The following is a 19,165-nucleotide window of genomic DNA, read 5'->3' as shown; positions in this document are numbered from 1 at the left end:
AGGAAATGCAAATGGCTGTCGAAATTATAATGCCTAAACTAGGCGTTGACATGCAAGAAGGCGAAATCATTGAATGGAAAAAGCAGGAAGGTGATGCCGTCAGTGAAGGGGATATTCTTCTTGAAATCATGTCAGATAAAACAAACATGGAACTGGAAGCTGAAGAATCGGGTGTGCTGGTAAAGATAACCCGCAAAGCAGGCGAAGTAGTTCCGGTTACAGAAGTCATCGGCTATATTGGAGCCGAAGGCGAAACGGTAGAGACTGAGACGGATTCTGTCCCTGCTCAAAAAGATCAGGCGGCAGAAGATGGCCTGACAACTGCAGTTAAAGAACCTGTCAGCCCAGCTCCGGCTGCTCCAGAGCTTCACAGCAATGAGAACAGTGTCCGTGCGACACCGGCTGCACGTAAAGCTGCCGAAACGCTCGGTCTGGCGCTTGAATTGGTTCCGGGAACCGGCGCTAACGGTCGTATTCATAAGGAAGATGTTGAAAACTTCAAATCTGCCCAGCCTAAAGCAACTCCACTTGCTCACAGAATCGCTTTAGATAAGGGCGTCGCACTTGACACTATTAAGGGAACCGGCGTTAATGGTAAAATTGTAAAAGACGATATTTTAGCTGTTCTGTCAGCTGAGCAGAAAGAAGAAGCAGCTCCGGCCAAAGCGGTTGAGAAAAAAGAAGCAGAGCTCCCAGAAGGGGTTGAAATTATCAAAATGTCTGCTATGCGCAAGGCGATTTCTAAAGGCATGACGCATTCTTACCTAACTGCTCCCACCTTTACGCTCAATTATGATATTGACATGACTAATCTCATGGCACTGCGCAAACAGATACTTGAGCCGATAATGAACAAAACAGGCTTTAAGGTCACATTCACCGATTTGATCGGTATGGCGACTGTTAAAACCTTGATGAAGCCTGAACACCGCTATATGAATGCTTCCTTAATCAACGACGCACAGGAAATCGAACTGCATCAATTTGTTAATCTTGGTATTGCTGTTGGTTTAGATGACGGGCTTATTGTTCCTGTTGTCCACGGAGCAGATAAAATGAGTTTGTCAGACTTTGTTGTGGCCTCAAAAGAGGTCATCAAAAAAGCTCAGTCTGGGAAACTCAAAGCGGCTGAAATGTCCGGATCGACCTTCTCGATTACCAATTTGGGAATGTTTGGGACAAAATCATTTAATCCGATTATCAATCAGCCTAATTCGGCTATTCTTGGTGTATCGGCAACGGTTCAGACTCCAGTTGTTCTCGACGGCCAGGTGGCTATTCGGCCGATTATGGGACTGAGCCTGACCATTGACCACCGCCTGGTCGATGGCATGAATGGTGCCAAATTTATGGTCGATCTCAAAAATTTATTAGAAAACCCAATGGAATTATTGATTTAATTTAGTCTATTATTGAACTGAACACACCCTAAAATCCTAGTGAAAAAGATGACATCCGTCGCGATGCAAGTCATCGCTCGTCTGTCCCTATTTTCATACGGATTTCTTAACGGGCTTTGTATCTTATTGAACTGAACACGCCCTAAGAGCTGTGCAAAAAAGATAAAATTTCCTAGAGTCTTAACGACTCTTCGTCAATTTTCCTATTTTTGCTTTGCTCTTTTAACGGGCTTTGTATCTTATATAAAAAACAGAAAGGACAGACCGCTCATCATCTGTCCGCGGGCAAAAGCCACGGACGTCTCCTCCGAGAAGTCAGAGATCGGCTTTAAACCGTGCTGGACAAAAAAGAAGTTTTTTAAAACTGAGCGGTCCTTAGGATCTTAATTATGGCTGTTGAAATTATTATGCCTAAACTCGGCGTCGACATGCAGGAAGGCGAAATCATTGAGTGGAAAAAACAAGAAGGCGATTCTGTCAACGAAGGTGATATCCTTTTGGAAATCATGTCAGATAAAACCAATATGGAATTAGAAGCTGAAGACTCAGGCGTGCTTTTGAAAATTACCCGCAAAGCAGGTGAAGTGGTTCCTGTCACAGAAATTATCGGTTATATTGGTGCTGAAGGCGAAGTTGTTGATGATGCAGGAGCCCCTGCAGAAGCAAAGCAGGCTGCCGCTGATTTACAGGCAGCCGGACTTGAAATCCCTAAAGCAGCTGCTGAACCAGTACAGACAAAACAAACGGCTTTAGCTGATGATGAGTATGATCTTATTGTTGTAGGCGGCGGTCCTGCGGGCTATTATGCTGCTATTCGCGGTGCTCAGCTTGGCGGTAAGGTGGCCATTGTAGAAAAATCAGAATATGGCGGAACCTGCCTGAATGTCGGCTGTATCCCGACCAAAACTTATTTGAAAAATGCTGAAATTCTTGATGGTCTGAAAGAAGCAGCCGGACGGGGTATCAACCTAGCGTCCACCAACTATTCCATCGATATGGATAAGACGATTGATTTTAAAAACACAGTCGTTAAAAAATTAACCAGTGGAGTCGCCAGTCTTTTGAAAGCCAACAAAGTCACTATGTTTAACGGACTTGGACAGGTTAATCCCGATAAGACTGTTTCAATCGGCAGCACAACAATCAAAGGCCGCAGCATTGTGTTGGCGACCGGTTCTAAAGTTTCTCGTATCAATATTCCAGGCATTGATTCCCAGCTTGTACTGACATCTGATGATATCCTGGATTTAAAAGAAATACCAAAATCGCTCGCTGTTATGGGAGGCGGTGTTGTCGGTATCGAGCTCGGCTTGGTTTGGGCTTCTTACGGCGTTGAAGTGACCGTCATTGAAATGGCTGATCGCATTATTCCGGCTATGGATAAGGAAGTCTCACTGGAGCTGCAAAAAATTCTGACTAAAAAAGGCATGAACATTAAAACATCAGTCGGTGTTTCTGAAATTATTGAAGCCAATAACCAGCTGACCCTGAAACTGAATGATGGATCGGAAGTGGTTGCTGAAAAAGCCCTGCTTTCAATCGGCCGTGTGCCGCAGATGAATGGTTTGGAGAATCTTAATCTTGAGATGGATGGCAACCGAATCAAGGTTAATGACTATCAAGAAACGTCTATCCCAGGTATCTATGCTCCGGGAGATGTTAATGGCCGAAAGATGCTGGCCCATGCTGCTTACAGAATGGGGGAAGTTGCTGCTGAAAATGCTCTTTCCGGCAATGTCCGCAAGGCAAACCTTAAATACACGCCGGCAGCTGTTTACACGCATCCGGAAGTAGCTATGGTCGGAATAACAGAAGAACAGGCCCGTGAACAGTATGGCAATGTCTTGATCGGCCGTTCTAATTTTGCCGGTAACGGTCGGGCTATCGCTTCCGGTGAAGCACAAGGTTTTGTTAAGGTGATTGCTGATCCTAAATACCACGAAATTTTAGGCATACACATCATTGGTCCGGCAGCAGCAGAATTGGCTAACGAAGCGTCAACAATCATGGAAGCCGAATTAACGGTAGATGATGTCGCACAATCTATTCACGGCCACCCTACTTTTTCAGAAAACATGTACGAAGCTATTATGGACGTGCTGGGTGAAGCAATCCATAATCCGCCTAAACGTCGCTAAGTCATAAAAAAATATTATCTGCAAACAGGCTGTTTTAGACATTTGATTAGTTCAGCAAGCTGTCAAAGCAAATAAACAGTTAGCAGGCAATTTGTTGATAAATGATTCAAAAGACAGAAGACCAGTATACTGCTGTCACCTTATCATTTTCTTGTTCCCAGTGGCATCACCTGCTTTTGCAGTGTGCCGCTGGGGATTTGACTGGCTCTTACAGGATTTAAGGGTTGATGTCCTATGTCGCCTTTTTACTAATTTTAACCTATCAAAGAAGTCTGGAATTTTTCCCGGACTCTCGCTTTTTGGAGAAACTATGAAATATATTGTTAATACAAGTCATGATCCGGCTTTCAATGTTGCTCTGGAAGCCTATGCTTTTAAAGAACTAATGGATGAAGAAGAAATTTTTATTCTTTGGATTAACAAACCAGCCATCATTATCGGCCGTCATCAAAACGCAATTGAGGAAATTAATAAAGAGTATACAGATAAGCACGGTATCCAGATTGTACGCCGCTTGTCCGGCGGCGGAGCTGTTTACCATGATCTCAATAACCTTAATTACACTATTATTTCTGCTAAATCAGGTGAAGAGGGAGCTTTTGACTTTAAAACTTTTTCCAAACCTGTCATTGATACCTTGGCTAAAATGGGGGTTAAGGCTGATTTTACAGGCCGCAATGATCTTGAAATTGATGGCAAGAAATTCTGCGGCAATGCTCAAGCTTATTATAAAGGACGCATGATGCACCATGGCTGTCTCTTATTTGATGTTGATATGACCGTACTGGGCAATGCGTTAAAAGTCAGCAAAGATAAGATTGAGTCCAAAGGAGTCAAATCTGTTAGAGCGCGTGTGACGAATATCTTAGATGAACTGCCGGAAAAAATGACTGTTCAAGAATTCAGCGACGCTCTTCTTAGCCAAATGAAAGAGACTTATCCCGATATGACAGAATATAAGCTTTCAGAATCCGAATTAGCTGCAATTAAGCAATCAGCTGCTGAACAATTTGGAACCTGGGAGTGGACTTTCGGGAAATCACCGCAGTATACGATTTCACGTGCCGTACGCTATCCAGCAGGTAAGATTTCGACTTATGCTGATGTCGATCAGTCCCTTATTAAGAGTGTCAAACTGTATGGTGATTTCTTCGGTGTCAAAGATGCAGCCGATATTGAAAAGCTTCTGGTTGGTTTACGCTATGACTATCAGACTGTTCTAGCTAAACTTCAGACGGTCACAATCACTGACTATTTTGCAGGAATGACTGAAGAAGAAGTCGCTAGAGCCATTGTAGCCTAAATGCTATCGAAACAATCAGAAAACAGGATATCATTTTTTACTGAATATAGTAAAATTCCAGTGACAAAATTCTGCAGTCCTTCATTCAAAAGAGAAAAGAGGTTGGGACAAAGCCTCTTTTTTGTTTGAGTCTTTCGAAAAAAGCAAGTCTCAAACTTAGGGCTACAGTAGCAATATCCAGCAGCTTTTATTTTTTTCTCCTTTTGCTTAGCTTTTCTTTTTATGATATGATTGAAGTGTGATAGTTTTGGGAGAGATAGCTAATGAAATATATGACCTTTAATTTTTTACGGCACAAAGAAACCTATCAGATTGTTTATACTGTTGCTTTTATGTTTTCTATTTATGCTTACTTTATCAAACGTTATCTGGTAGATGCTGATTATATCATCGTTACAGTCATGGCTTTGCTGCTGAATGTGGCTGTTTTTGTTTGGCACACCTACCTATGCGGCTGGTCGCGGCAAAGTGTTTTAGCCTTGATAAGTGCGGGGCTTTTTGCTCTGCTTATGCCCCATCAAGCCTATCTTCAGACTTTTGTATCAGATTTCTCCGTGCTTTCTTTCTTTCTGCTTTCTGTTTCGGTTGATCCTAAGCAGGAGGATTTTGTCTCTTTTGTTTTATATGCTAAACTGTTTTTAGCTTTAGCTGTCTTTTTGCTTTATATCAATGGGAAAATCCCTGATGTGACACTTTTTAGGCCGGCTAAGGAGCTTGTCCGTCATTCATACGGCTTCGGTCATCCTAATTCTCTAAGTATGTTTATGACGAGTATTTTCTTGGATTTATCTTTGATTAGAAAAAAACCGTTTCGCTTTTTAGAGACACTAATCTTTGCCTTGGCAGTCATGATGCTGTATGCCGTTACTGACTCAAGAACCGGATTTATTGCTGGTTTGCTGATTCTGTTTTGTACGGTACTTTACCATCCCCTAAATGACTACGAAATTTTGGGCCGTGATTTATTTATTGCCATTCTGACTATTTTTCTGTTAGGTTTGCTCTTATCTGCTGTCTACAGTCCAAATTCTGCTGTTTTGACCTTTTTTAACCGTATTTTTTCCAGTCGTCTCAGCAATGCTCATACCTATTTGGAGGAATACGGTCTCTCCCTTTTCCCTAGAAGCATCGATTCCTTGCATTATGCTAATGGAGCGACGATTTTCAATGAAAATTTTTATGTTGACTCGCTTCTGCGCCAAGGTTTGCTTCTCTATTGTCTTTTCCCTGCTTTGATTGCCCTGCAGACACTGGGGAGGCGCTTTAAGCTTTACCACGCCATTCTGATTCTTTCTGCTTTTTTGACAGCCATGATTGAGGACTACGGGGTTAGCTGTCTGATATTTACCTGTCTTCTTTTTAACTATTTTGCTATTGAAGAAAATAGAGGTCTAAGCTGGCGAGAGAAAAAATATCCTGAAGTCAATTTAAAGAATCTTCTTTCTCGTATGCAGTAAACTGGCCTTGATATCACAAATAACATGCATAGCTCTTTGCTGCTGCATGTTATTTTTTTTAATCTCAGTAATGCTTTTGGGCAGAATAGTTGTTTTATCGAAATAGATGAGGTAAACTAATTTTGTTAAATCGATTTAGCAAAATTGGTTTGAAAAGGAGGAAAGTTATGGTTGGGAAAAAAGATGATAATTGGAGCTCTTCTTTTACATTGGATAATCACCTTTGCTTTTCGCTTTATGTCTGTTCGCGTGAGTTTATCAATTCTTATGATCCCTTTCTTTCAAAGCTTAATCTCACCTATACACAGTATGTGACAATGACGGTACTGTGGGAAGAGCATCAAGCATTGACAAAGCATCTAAAAGAAAGACTATTTCTCGATAGCGGAACATTAACGCCTGTTTTGAAAAAGCTTGAAGAAAAAGGTTTAGTCACTAAAGAAAGATCAAAAAACGATGCGAGAGATGTAGTGGTCACACTGACGGAAACAGGAAAAGCCATGCAAAAAGAGGCTCAAGAATTTCCTGAGGGCATGAGGCAATTGTTTTCAGAGATTAAGCAAAAAGAAGAACTGAATCAGTTGCTTCAGCAGATGGTGACGGTTTTTCAAAATAGACGAAAAAGTAAAGTGTAATGTTGTTAAAATATGAAAATAAAGGAGTTGTTTAAATGGTTAGAATCGTATATGCAACACGCAGCGGGAATGGGGAAAAGATTGTTAAATCACTTAACTGGACTGATGATAGTCTTAAGATTACAGACGGTACCGAAAGGGTAGAAGGCGATTATGTGATTTTTACTTATTCAACAGGAAAGGGTGCTGTTCCAAAGCCCGTTAGGACCTTCCTAGAGGCTAACCCTGGGGTTAAGGCTGTAGTAGGAAGCGGGAGTCTGGAAAACCATGCGGAAACCTTTAGCTTTGCGGCAGATAAAATTAGTGAGGCCTACCATGTTCCGGTGCTTGCTAAGGTCAATGGTTCCGGGACGGCTGAGGATATTAAGCAGATCAGGGAAGCCTTGTCAAACTATTAGAAGAAAATACAGCTGTAAGCTGAAGCTAAAGACAAGCAGTAAATTGAGAAAATTGGCAGTGAATAAGCTAATTAGAAGTAGAGGATACCAATATGGACTATGATGTCATCTTTATCGGAAGTGGTCATGCTAATAATCACGGAGCCCGTATTCTTGCGGCAGCAGGGAAAAAGGTTGCTATGGTTGAAGCTGACAAAATCGGCGGAGTTTGTACTAACTATGGATGCGATGCGAAAATTCTTTTAGATGGGCCATTTGAGCTTTTAGATGGCCTGCTCAATTATTAAGACTTAGGTCTTAAAGCAGATGTGCACATTGACTGGGAGCAGCTTATGGCTCACAAGAGGAAGACTCTCGCAGGTTTCCAAACTGGGGCAGCTGCAATGTTTAAATCCCTTGGAATTGATATCATTTATGGGCGTGGACGTATTGAAGATGAACACACTGTTTCTGTCGATGGTCAGACCTATTCGACCAAAAATATTGTTATCGGAACAGGCGCGCGCAATGCCAAACTGAATATTCCTGGAAAAGAATTAACAAAAGGCAGTACGGAATTTTTAGATTTAGACCGGCTGCCTGAACACATGATAGTGATTGGAGCAGGAGTCATTGGAATGGAGTTTGCTTCAATGGCTTTGTTAGCAGGTAAAAAAGTTACTTTCTTTGAATATGCGGACCGTCCACTGCTGGCCTACCCTGAAAAATATGTTCAAGTGATTGTGGATAAATTTGAATCGCAAGGCGCAGCCTTCCATTTTGAACAAGCGGTCTCGTCAGTTGAAGAAGTAGAAGGTGGTTTGCGCGTATCAACTAAAGATGGCACACGCGCAGTCGGTGATTTTGTCTTGGACGCGACAGGCCGTGTGTTAAATATTGAAAATATAGGCTTAGAAGAATTGGGGATTGAGGCCAGTCCTCGCGGAATTAAGGTTGATAACCATATGCGGACATCTGTGCCAACTATTTATGCCTCCGGTGATATTGTAGATAAAACGATTCCTAAGCTGACACCAACTGCTGAATTTGAATCGAACTATATTGGGCGCGATATCTTAAATCCTCAAGGTCCTGAAATCCACTATCCAGTTATACCAAATCTGGTATTCACTCTTCCTCGAATCGGACAAGTAGGGGTTACTATTGCCCAAGCAAAGGCCAAGCCAGATAAATATAAGTTGGTTGAGATTCCATGGGGCAAACAAAAGGATTGGGTCAATAATCATGAATTAGATTCAGAGTTGGCTTTGATTTTTGACAATGAATCCTATCTAGTAGGAGCAGGAGCTATTTCAAGTCAGGTTGGGGCATGGTTAGACTGGTTAGCGCCAGTTATTGAGAAGAGGATGACTGCTAAGGATTTAAACAGCCTGATCATGTCTTTTCCTACCCAAACCTATATGCTTTGGTCTACATTAGCAGCATTACTCAAAACGGAGTAAAGGGAAATGCTTCCTCTTAGGTAAGCTGTTCCCTTACAGACTCAATTACTAACTATAGACTTTCTAAAATTCTTAATATCAAAAAACTTCTGTTTTAATTTTAACTAAACAGAAGTTTTTTGATATGGTAACAGTAAAAAGATTGCTGTCATCATGATGGCAGCAATCAATTAGAGGGCCCCAGATGACTGAGGCTTTGCAGTCTTTACAGCCTGCCGCACCCTTCTAGTCGTTTTGGCAGGGGTGCGCAGACGAAATCAGAGATTTCTGGCTTACCGCCATTTTCACTTTGTGTTTTTAACGGGCTTTGTATCTTGCTATAATAATTATTCGAAGTCAGCTTTGTTTTTGATGTCAGCATATTCTTCAGGGACTTCTTTAGCCAAAACAGTATCATAAGACGGCAACTCGATGTTTTGACCGTATTTATTTTTCAGCGCAGTGGTCACAAGACGGTAAGCCAAGTTTGCATTGCGCGACAGAAGGGGACCGTGAAAATAACTGCCGAAAACATTCTTATAGTGCATCCCTTCAGTACCGTCTTCATGATTATTGCCTTTGCCGTAGACACACATGCCTAGCGGTTTTTCATCATCGGCCAGAAAAGTGCGTCCTTGATGGTTTTCAAAACCGTAATAGGTTTCATCAAACTCGTCATTATAAATTTTGATATCACCGATATAGCGGTTATTATCCTGATTAAGCGTATAGTGCCCCATTACCCCTATACCGTCTATTTTTCGGCCGTCAGCTTGTATATAATACTGTCCCAACAGCTGAAAACCGCCGCAAATTGCCAGCATCACACCGTCATTGTGAATGAAGCGGCTGATAGACTCTTTCTTGGACGGTAAATCGTGAGCAACAATGGCCTGTTCATAATCCTGACCGCCGCCAAAGAAAGCTAAATCATACTTATCGGCTGGGAAGTCATCCCCTAAGGAGATGATATCAACAGTCATCTTAGCGCCTAATTTTTCAGCAACATATTTGAGCATGAGAACATTGCCGTTATCTCCGTAAGTATTAAGAAGGTTACCGTAAAGATGGGCAAGCCTTAATTCATAAAGATATTCCTTGTTATCAGGAGACTGCAGAGAAGTGTAGGTCATCAGTCCATCTCCTTTCTTACAGCGTGTCGGTTGGCCAGCAGTTCGCGGAATTCCAGCATCGCCGTATAGGTTGCTAAAATATAGGCATGCTGACAGTCCTGTGCTTCAATAAGTGTTATAATATCGGTCAGCTGAGGCGCTTCTGTAATACTGTCCTCGGCATAACCGGTGACTCGCAGCCGTCTGGCGATTTCTGAATGGCGGACACCGCCGGCAAAAATTTGGGGAATAGGCATCTTCACAATGCGCTCAAAGTCTGCATCCCAAATCCAGCTGGTATCGATACCATCTGCATAATTCGCATTTAGCAGAACAGAAAGTGTGAAGGGATAAGGAGCCAGCTCAATCATTTCAAGAGCCTGACTGGCTCCGACCGGATTTTTAATAAGAACAAGGGTACAAGATTTATTACCGATTTTGAATGTTTCCTGCCGGCCAAATACTGCCCGGCTTTTATTGAAACCGGATTTAATCTGATCTGGCTCAATACCGAAAAATTCTGCAACAGAAACGGCAGCCAAAGCGTTGTAGACATTATAAAGCCCGCCCACATTGACCGAGTAGGTCTGACCATCAATGATAAATTCAGAGCTGGTATTGGTAACTGCTGTTAGTTCAGTCAGTTTATAATCCAGTTCAGGTCGCCGGAAACCGCAGTTTTCACAGATATAATCGCCTAAATTAGCATAGGTGCTGAGTTTGAATTTTAAAATATGCTGACAATTCGGGCAGAGCACTCCTTCGGTATTATAATGAGCCAGCTGGGGTGACTGCATTTTTGTTGCGAAACCATAATATTTAACAGGATTAATCAGCTTCTGAGAATTAAAGAGCGGACTGTCCCCATTAGCCAGTATTGTCGCCTGAGGAGCCTTTGCAGCGCCAGCTAAAATCATTTGGTAGGTTGTGTAAATTTCCCCATAACGATCCATCTGATCACGAAAAATATTAGTAAATACAAAGAGGCTGGGTGTGATGTACTGTGTCACTTTAGCCAAACTAGCCTCGTCAATCTCTAATACAGCTATTTTTTTGGCACCGGCATGCGCTTTAGCGGTCAAAAAGGTTGAAACAATCCCTGAAATCATGTTGGCACCACTTGGATTGGTGACGATACTGCCAAATGCCTCTTTTAAAATACCGACAGTCAGTGCAGTTGTCAGTGTTTTGCCGTTAGTACCGGTTATGACAACAATCTCATAATCTTTGGCAATAGTATCTAAAATGTGTTTATCAAATTTAAGAGCCAGACGACCGGGAAAAGTTGAACCGCGTCCTAATTTTTTCAAAATAAAATTGGCTGCCCGACCAGCCGTTATTCCCATAATAGTATTTAACTTCATAATTTCATTTTATCACAAAATAATATTTGTTGATACAGAAAATCTCAACATATCGTGTTATAATAGAAATGCATATTAAAAGAAAGAGATAAACGTATGAGTCATTTAACATCTATTGACGCTAAGTTTTGGGCGAGCCTGTTTGAAAGCCCCTGGCTTTTTGTCATTCATGTCTTGGATATTCTAATTGTCGCTTGGCTGATTTACAAATTTATTAAGGTTTTGGCCGGTACTAAGATTATGTCTCTGGTTCAGGGAGTTTTACTGTTTATTGTTTTTAGATTTGTGGCAGAGTGGATTGGCTTTACAACGATTACCTACTTGATGAATCAGGTTATCACTTACGGTGTGATTGCCGCAGTTGTCATTTTCGCTCCGGAAATCCGTTCAGGCTTAGAGAGATTCGGACGGACGACACAGGTCTTTCTGCAGAAGCAGCAGCTCAGTGATGAAGAGAAAATGATTGAGGCCTTAGTTGATGCTGCGGCTTATATGAGCCCCCGTAAAATCGGAGCTCTGATTTCAATTGAACGGACGCAGACCCTGCAAGAATATATTTTGACTGGGATACCGTTGGATGCAGATATTTCCAGCCAATTGTTAATCAATATTTTTATTCCCAACACACCGCTTCATGATGGAGCGGTGATTATCCGGGGAAATAAAATTGCTGTATCTTCAGCCTATCTCCCTTTGTCCGAATCAACAGCCATTTCAAAAGAATTTGGGACACGTCACCGGGCAGCAATCGGCTTATCCGAGCATTCTGATGCCCTGACAGTTATTGTTTCCGAAGAAACAGGTGCCATATCAGTTGCTGCGAAAGGGGAGTTTCTGCATGATTTAAGTTTGGACAATTTTGCGGCTGTTCTGCGAACCCAATTCATGGTTGAGCAGGACGAACAAAAAACGTGGTATAAACGGTTATTAAGAAGGAGGAAAAAAAGATGAAAAAGCTTTTTAACAGCCATGTCTGGCTAGCGCTTGTTTCCATTTTTCTCTCTGTGCTTCTTTTTTTAACAGCTGCTGCCAGTCAGTATAACAATTCTGGCACTCAGACCTCCGGTCTTGCGGAAACCTATACGCATACCTTGTCTGATGTTCCGATAGATATCAAGTATGACAGTGATCAGTACTTTATCAGCGGTTATTCCTACGAAGCAGAGGTCTATTTAACCTCAACCAACCGTGTTAAACTAGATTCTGAAATAAACAGTGATACAAGAAGTTTCAAAGTTGTGGCTGATTTAACAGGACTTTCAACTGGGACGACAACTGCTCCCCTGCAGGTGACCGATTTGCCTTCCGGAATGACAGCAGCGGTTTTACCGGAGAATATCTCGGTAACCATTGGCAAAAAAAAGACAAAAACCTTCCCTGTTCAGGGCCAGGTGGAAAGCAATCAATTTGCTGCTGGCTATGCTCTGAAAAAAGTTTCGGTTAATCTGACAGAAGTAGAGGTGACCAGCGACGAAACCACTATCGAACAGGTTGACCATGTCATTGCCCGTCTCCCGGAAGATGAGGTGCTGGACAGTGACTACAGCGGCAGAGTTACGCTGCAGGCCGTTGCTTCAGACGGAAAAATTTTAGCCAGTGTTATTGAACCTGCTAAGGCTACTCTGACAGTCAATGTTAAGAAATTAACCAAAACGGTGCCGCTGACGGTCAAAACTACAGGGACCTTGGCCAGTAATTTAGAGTCCGTTGACTATAAACTAAGTCAGGATACAGTAACGATTTCGGGGACTCAGGAAGCTTTGGATGCTGTTGATCAGGTTGTGGCTGAAATTGATATTTCTGATGTGACAAAGGATACCAGCAAGACACTCAATCTGTCTGCTGATAATGTCACTGTCGATCCTTCGGCGGTTACTGTTGAGTTGACAACCAAGAAAAAATAATAGATAATAACAAAGACTATTGAATGGAGGAAGCGAAAAATTCGCTGAAAAATTATGGGAAAATACTTTGGCACAGACGGTGTACGCGGTGAAGCTAATGTGGAATTGACACCGGAATTAGCTTTTAAACTCGGACGTTTCGGCGGCTACGTTCTCAGCCAGCACGAAGCAGACCGTCCGCGTGTTTTTGTTGCACGCGATACCCGAATATCGGGTGAAATGTTGGAATCTGCCCTTGTTGCAGGTTTGCTGTCTGTTGGGATAGAAGTCTACAAGTTAGGTGTTTTAGCGACACCAGGTGTGTCTTATCTTGTGCGTACTGAAAAAGCCAGTGCGGGTGTCATGATTTCTGCCAGCCATAACCCGGCCTTGGATAACGGTATCAAATTTTTTGGAAGTGACGGTTTTAAACTGGATGATGACCGTGAACTGGAAATCGAAACGCTTTTAGAAGCCGAGACTGATCTTCTGCCGCGTCCGTCAGCTCAGGGACTGGGAAGAGTAGTCGACTATCCGGAAGGTCTGCGTAAGTACGAAAAATTTCTGATTTCAACAGGCAGTGACTTAGCCGGTATGAAAGTGGCTCTGGATACTGCCAACGGAGCTGCTGCTGTGACAGCCAGAGATATTTTTCTCGATTTAAACGCTGATATTACAGTGATCGGGGAAAAACCAGACGGCCTCAATATCAATGACGGCATCGGCTCTACCCACCCTGAACAGCTTCAGGAAACAGTTCAAAAAACAGCTGCTGATGTTGGTCTGGCCTTTGATGGAGACAGCGACCGCCTTATAGCAATCGATGAGAACGGTCAGATTGTTGACGGCGATAAGGTCATGTATATTATCGGCAAATATCTTTCAGAAAAAGGTGAGCTGGTTCAAAATACCATTGTGACAACGGTCATGTCTAATCTGGGCTTCCATAAAGCTCTGGACAGCCAAGGAATCAATAAAGTGATTACAGCAGTGGGTGACCGTTATGTTGTGGAAGAAATGCGTAAATCAGGCTATAATCTTGGCGGTGAACAGTCAGGCCATGTGATTATTATGGATTACAACACAACCGGTGATGGCCAGCTGACGGCTATTCAGCTGACAAAAGTCATGCGGGAGACAGGTAAAAAATTATCTGAACTAGCTGCAGAAGTGACCATCTATCCGCAAAAACTTGTCAATATCCGTGTCGATAACAAAATGAAGGAAAAAGCGACAGAAGTGCCTGCTATTGCTGCTGTTATAGAAAAAATGGAAGCAGAGATGGGCGGCAACGGCCGGATTTTGGTCAGGCCAAGCGGAACTGAGCCGCTTCTGCGCGTGATGGCAGAAGCTCCGACAGACGAACAAGTCGCTTATTATGTCGATACTATCGCAGAAGTAGTTCAAGCAGAAATTGGTATCGAGTAGGCACTTATCGGTAACAATACGTGCAGAGAACAAGCACTGCACACTGAATCCTACGATGTCATGCCATACTGATAAGAAAAAACGGCTCATTATCAACTGTAGAGACTAGATGACAAGTGATTTAATCATAAGACTAGAGAGAGGGCCAGATTGGTTCTCTCTTTTGATGTTGAGGGCGCTAAAAGCCGTGTCTTAAAGTATGCCTCTTCCTAAGGCCAAACATATGCGTTTGATGACCTTAATAAGATTGTTTGTGACTTCTAGGTTTAGCGCTGGAGTAAGACTGTCCAAAGGCATTGATTATCTTGAGTCCCTATTTTTAAACGTTTTAAAGACAGTCTGAAAAACTGGATTGACCGCTTCAAAGCTATCGCCTATTAAGTCAAAGAAGCAGTCAGATTTTTCTCCTGAAAGTGAAAGGAAGGAAAGCCCAGGCTTAAAGGTTAATTCCTTCAGCTTACGAATGGCGGCTTTAGAAAGCCAGACTTTGCCGTTTGTCTTTGATAAGGAGGGTAAGATACAGAAGTATAGCATAGTCTGACTTAGAACGGATTTCAATGTGTGTTCGGTTGCTTTGAGTTATAGATTATATGGGATTTTTTGTGTAGTCAAAAAGACTCCACAATCTCTGTCGGGGTGTCCCCACTACAGAAATTATAGAGCCAAATTATAAGATTGTTTTAAATACCTCATTTGTCAAATTAAGTTAGACATTTTGATGTTAGTCAGAAAAACGTGATAAGGTGTTTTGTAGTTCAATGATTTTCTTGAAATTCTATTTCTCTTATCAGCTATAGCTGATAAACATTTTTGAGAAATGCCGCTGAAGTCCATTTGCTTAGGAAGTCCGTGTCGTCTTAATAAGTCATTAGAATGTTCATTTAGAACGCGTTAACCCGGACATCCTGGATCCGCAAAGAATATGTCAATGTCATGTTTATTGGAAATGGACTGCCAATTCGAGAATTCTTTCCCGCAATCAAAAGTAATGGACTTAAAGAGATGTTTTGGAAACTGTGACATCTACTTACTGACTGAATACTCAATATCACTAGCTTTTCGTCCATTGGTTTGAAGTGTGATAATCGTTTTGACTGCTTCTCAACTAGCGTAATAACGGCACTTTTGTGATTCTTACCAACAATGGTATCCCCTTCAAGATGACCAAATTCAGTATCAAACTCTGGATACATTTCAGCACGTTGACGAATATCTCTGCGAAACGCTTGTTTTCCGCGAGTTTCTTTCTTCCCATTGGACTTTCGTTTCCCTTGCCAAGGTAAATCTTTTTTATCGATGATACCCCGGTCAGCTAAGCAATAAAGGGTTCTCATAGAACAAGGAATTTTATCAGGATGAGTCCCTTTTATCACATCGAGACTCCACCCCAATTCTAAACGTGATTGGATAAAGTCTTGTACTGGCTTTGTGAGTTGGGTGTTTTTCCGACCACAACGCTTCTTGTTGGCTTTGTAGCGTTCATAATAGTCATAAGCCGAATGACCAGCTTTTAGGAAAGAAAGAACATTATAAATCGTTTGACGTGCTCTGACAAGTGACTTGGAAATATCGCAAACTTTCTTCCCTGCTTGGTAATATGCCTCTATCATTACGAGTTCATTTGTGGTAAGATGAGTGTAGGTCATTTATGTTAGTTCCTTTCAGACAAATGTGGTAGTTTATCTGAGCCTAACATAGATGGCTTTTTCTGTCTAGCTTAATTATACAAATTGGGATAAAAAACTGTTTTTTATGTGGTATTATATGGTATAATCGTAGCAGAATAGAAATTTTTGTAATATTCTGACTAGTTGATATTATAAAGGATAAAGGATTTTTATCTATGAAAAGAAAGTCTTATTTTTGGGCAAAAAAGCGTGAAGACAGCGGTCGACTGCTTTGGCTTTCTCTGATGCAGCATTTAGAAGACACAAAGAATGTAGCTGGCCTGTTGTGGGAACATTGGTTAGGAGACGGGCAAAAGCGATTGATTGAAGAGTCATTAGAAAGTGCTTATAAAGCAGAAGATTTAGGCAAACGAGTTGCTCAATTTTTAGCTGCAGTGCATGACATAGGAAAGGCTACACCAGCTTTTCAGACTCAAAAAGGCTATTCAAATTCTGAGGATTTAGATCTGCAACTTTTAGAAAAGTTAGAACGATCGGGTTTTGAAGGAATCAGTTCTCTTCAATTGGCTAAACCTAGGCAAAGTCACCATAGTATTGCCGGTCAGTACCTTTTATATAGATATGGAGTCAGGGAAGACCTTGCGACCATCATTGGCGGCCACCATGGCAAACCGATTGATTCTACTGAAGATTATAAAAGTCAGGGTCAATCGTATCCAACTAATTATTTTCAAATTCAAGACTCGGAGAATAAAATTCATCAAAAATGGGAGCAAGCCCAGAGAAATATTTTTAACTGGGGATTAGAGGTTAGCGGCTTTACAAGCGTTGAGGATTTGCCTAAGGTTAAACAGCCTGCTCAGGTTATTTTATCTGGAGTTCTCATTATGGCTGACTGGATTGCTAGCAATGAAGATTATTTTCCTTTGTTATCGGTTGATGATGCAGAAGTAAGTGATCCATCAAACAGAATACAAATTGGTTTTTCTGAGTGGAAGAAAACGCGTTTGTGGGAACCCGCAGATCTTATTGACTTTGAAAAGGTTTATAAAAGCCGTTTTGGTTTTAAGCCTAGAGATGTGCAGACTGTACTTGCGGATACGATCGTTAATACAAGAAAACCTGGGATCTTTATTTTAGAAGCTCCGATGGGTGTAGGGAAAACAGAAGCCGCTTTAATAGCAACAGAACAGCTGGCAGCTAAAACAGGAAGAAATGGGATCTTTTTTGGCTTACCTACTCAAGCAACTTCCAATGGGATTTTTCGCAGAATAGAAAAGTGGCTTGAAAGCATCCGAAAAGACCTAGAAGAAAATGAAAATGTTTCTATTCATCTCGTGCATGGTAAAGCCCAACTGAACGAAGCCTTTTCAGAGTTACCAACTGCTAGTAATATCAATAGCGATTACTTTGAAGAGAATGGTAGCGTTATTGTTAATCAGTGGTTTTCCGGCAGAAAGACTGCTTCATTAGATGACTTTGTTATCGGTACAGTTGATCAGTTTTTGATGGTAGCCTTAAAACAAAAACATCTTGCTTTACGGCACTTGGGCTTTAGTAAAAAAGTCGTGATTATTGATGAGGTGCATGCCTATGATTCCTACATGAACCAGTATTTGCTGGAAGCAATCCGCTGGATGGGTGCCTATGGTGTACCAGTTATCATTTTATCGGCAACCTTGCCTGCTGAAAGAAGAGTGGAACTGTTAAAAAACTATATGCTTGGTCTGGGGAAAGAGTTTAATAAAAAAGAAAGAAAAGAGCTAGCTGAAAATTTAAAAACCGATGCTTACCCTTTGGTTACCTATAACGATGGGAATGACGTTTATCAAATAAAAGACTTCCGACAGAGTGAAAACAAAACGATTACAGTTGAAAGGCTGAAAGAAGAGGAGTTACTGGAGACCGTAGAAAAAGAACTTCTGGATGGAGGAGTCCTTGGTCTTATTATCAATACAGTGAAGAGAGCTCAGGAACTAGCCAAAACTTTTGCAGAAAAATTTGGTGAAGATATGGTAGATCTCTTGCACTCAGGCTTTATTGCAACACAGAGAATGCAAAAAGAAAAGGAACTCCTGAAGATAATTGGCAAAAAAGCCCAAAGGCCTAAACGAAAAATTATTATTGGAACGCAGGTCATTGAGCAGTCTTTAGATATTGATTTTGACGTATTGATTAGTGACTTAGCACCGATGGATTTGTTAATTCAGCGGGTGGGACGACTGCACCGACATGATATAAAAAGGCCAACAAAGCACAAAGAGCCTCGATTCTATGTATTGGGAACTAGTGAGAGTTTGGATTTTGAAGAAGGGTCTTCCTTTGTTTACGGTGATTATCTCTTAGCCAGAACACAGTATTTCTTGCCAGATTCTATCCATTTACCCGCAGATATTTCTCCACTTGTTCAGAAGGCATATGATTTTGAACAAGAGATTAACTTCGGGGATAAATTAAATGTCAGATACATTGAGGCACAGAAGGAATACAAAGTTAAAATTGAAAGTAAAGAAACCAAGGCTAAGAATTATCGAATTGACAATCCCGTTTTGAAGCCGTCTAGAAGACGTCCAGAAAATCTTATAGGCTGGCTAAAAAAACCTAATCCTGACGAGAGTGAGGAAAAAGCATATGCGCAGGTCAGAGATAGTGAAGATACCATTGAAGTTGTTGCTTTAAAAGTAGTGGAGAGTGGGTATGGTTTATTTGGAGAAAATAAAGATATTTCAGCTGATATTACGGCCTCTAATCTAGCCAAACAGGTCGCACAGAATACATTGCGATTACCTTTAGCCTTATCCAAATCTTATAATGCTGATAAAACAATTAAAGAGCTTGAAGAATATCATATGAGACATTTGCCTGATTGGAGCAACTCTTCATGGCTAAAAGGTTCGCTGGGGGTTATCTTTAACGAAGATAATGAGTTTACGCTAAATGGTTTTAGGTTAAAATATGACGAAAAATATGGGCTGCAAGCAGAAAGGGTGTGATGGGT

General features: G+C 41.5%; 14 protein-coding genes and 2 pseudogenes. 12 read left to right on the top strand and 4 right to left on the bottom strand.

Features of this window, described 5'->3' with window-relative positions:
• The first annotated feature begins 11 nt into the window (after nt 1-11).
• The 8 genes from A0O21_RS05740 (at nt 12) to A0O21_RS05710 (ending at nt 8,773) form a co-directional block, all read left to right on the top strand.
• Entirely contained in the window at nt 12-1,400 is a 1,389-nt protein-coding gene (locus A0O21_RS05740; protein WP_067062663.1) for a dihydrolipoamide acetyltransferase, read from the top strand.
• A 389-nt stretch (nt 1,401-1,789) separates the two neighbouring features.
• Nucleotides 1,790-3,538, top strand: a complete 1,749-nt coding sequence (lpdA, locus tag A0O21_RS05735) for a dihydrolipoyl dehydrogenase (protein WP_067062659.1) — start codon at nt 1,790-1,792, stop codon at nt 3,536-3,538.
• Between the two features lie 310 nt (nt 3,539-3,848).
• Entirely contained in the window at nt 3,849-4,841 is a 993-nt protein-coding gene (locus A0O21_RS05730) for a lipoate--protein ligase (protein WP_067062656.1), read from the top strand.
• Between the two features lie 263 nt (nt 4,842-5,104).
• Nucleotides 5,105-6,298, top strand: coding sequence for a hypothetical protein (locus tag A0O21_RS05725; protein WP_067062651.1), 1,194 nt, complete (start codon nt 5,105-5,107; stop codon nt 6,296-6,298).
• 167 nt (nt 6,299-6,465) lie between these two features.
• On the top strand, nt 6,466-6,933 hold the full coding sequence (locus A0O21_RS05720; protein WP_067062646.1) for a MarR family winged helix-turn-helix transcriptional regulator: 468 nt from the start codon (nt 6,466-6,468) through the stop codon (nt 6,931-6,933).
• A 35-nt stretch (nt 6,934-6,968) separates the two neighbouring features.
• On the top strand, nt 6,969-7,331 hold the full coding sequence (locus A0O21_RS05715) for a class Ib ribonucleoside-diphosphate reductase assembly flavoprotein NrdI (RefSeq protein ID WP_067062643.1): 363 nt from the start codon (nt 6,969-6,971) through the stop codon (nt 7,329-7,331).
• 92 nt (nt 7,332-7,423) lie between these two features.
• The gene (locus A0O21_RS11005) at nt 7,424-7,618 is read left to right on the top strand and encodes a hypothetical protein (protein ID WP_227806859.1); all 195 of its coding nucleotides are present in this window, start codon (nt 7,424-7,426) and stop codon (nt 7,616-7,618) included.
• Nucleotides 7,619-7,663: 45 nt separating this feature from the next.
• Nucleotides 7,664-8,773, top strand: coding sequence for a dihydrolipoyl dehydrogenase family protein (locus A0O21_RS05710; protein WP_227806858.1), 1,110 nt, complete (start codon nt 7,664-7,666; stop codon nt 8,771-8,773).
• Between the two features lie 326 nt (nt 8,774-9,099).
• On the opposite strand, the gene gatD is transcribed toward A0O21_RS05710, so the two are convergent.
• Both gatD and murT read right to left on the bottom strand, forming a co-directional pair.
• Complete coding sequence (gene gatD / locus A0O21_RS05705) at nt 9,100-9,885, bottom strand: lipid II isoglutaminyl synthase subunit GatD (RefSeq protein ID WP_067062640.1); 786 nt, start codon at nt 9,883-9,885, stop codon at nt 9,100-9,102.
• Nucleotides 9,885-11,228: a lipid II isoglutaminyl synthase subunit MurT gene (gene murT, locus A0O21_RS05700; RefSeq protein ID WP_067062637.1), complete on the bottom strand. Its 1,344-nt coding sequence runs from the start codon at nt 11,226-11,228 to the stop codon at nt 9,885-9,887. Before murT ends, gatD begins: the two co-directional genes overlap by 1 nt.
• 96 nt (nt 11,229-11,324) lie before the next feature.
• Here murT and cdaA point away from each other — a divergent pair, with 96 nt between their 5' ends.
• From cdaA to glmM, 3 genes are read left to right on the top strand one after another with little or no spacing between them, the layout of a single operon-like run.
• Complete coding sequence (gene cdaA / locus A0O21_RS05695; RefSeq protein WP_067062633.1) at nt 11,325-12,179, top strand: diadenylate cyclase CdaA; 855 nt, start codon at nt 11,325-11,327, stop codon at nt 12,177-12,179.
• Complete coding sequence (locus tag A0O21_RS05690; protein WP_067062630.1) at nt 12,176-13,132, top strand: CdaR family protein; 957 nt, start codon at nt 12,176-12,178, stop codon at nt 13,130-13,132. The genes cdaA and A0O21_RS05690 overlap by 4 nt, the downstream gene beginning before the upstream one ends.
• A 54-nt stretch (nt 13,133-13,186) precedes the next feature.
• Entirely contained in the window at nt 13,187-14,539 is a 1,353-nt protein-coding gene (gene glmM, locus A0O21_RS05685; protein WP_067062626.1) for a phosphoglucosamine mutase, read from the top strand.
• A gap of 125 nt (nt 14,540-14,664) precedes the next feature.
• On the opposite strand, the pseudogene A0O21_RS11130 reads toward glmM, so the two are convergent.
• Together A0O21_RS11130 and A0O21_RS05680 are read right to left on the bottom strand one after the other, a co-directional pair.
• Nucleotides 14,665-14,958 (bottom strand): annotated as a pseudogene (locus A0O21_RS11130) (transposase); the annotation flags it as partial.
• 277 nt (nt 14,959-15,235) lie between these two features.
• Nucleotides 15,236-16,185 (bottom strand): annotated as a pseudogene (locus A0O21_RS05680) (IS30 family transposase).
• Between the two features lie 197 nt (nt 16,186-16,382).
• On the opposite strand from A0O21_RS05680, the gene A0O21_RS05675 reads away from it, so the two are divergent.
• Nucleotides 16,383-19,160, top strand: coding sequence for a CRISPR-associated helicase/endonuclease Cas3 (locus tag A0O21_RS05675; protein WP_067062622.1), 2,778 nt, complete (start codon nt 16,383-16,385; stop codon nt 19,158-19,160).
• Nucleotides 19,161-19,165 lie beyond the last annotated feature (5 nt).

This window comes from Streptococcus pantholopis (assembly GCF_001642085.1).
Lineage (GTDB): Bacteria > Bacillota > Bacilli > Lactobacillales > Streptococcaceae > Streptococcus > Streptococcus pantholopis.
This window is presented reverse-complemented; position numbering and strand designations above follow the sequence as displayed.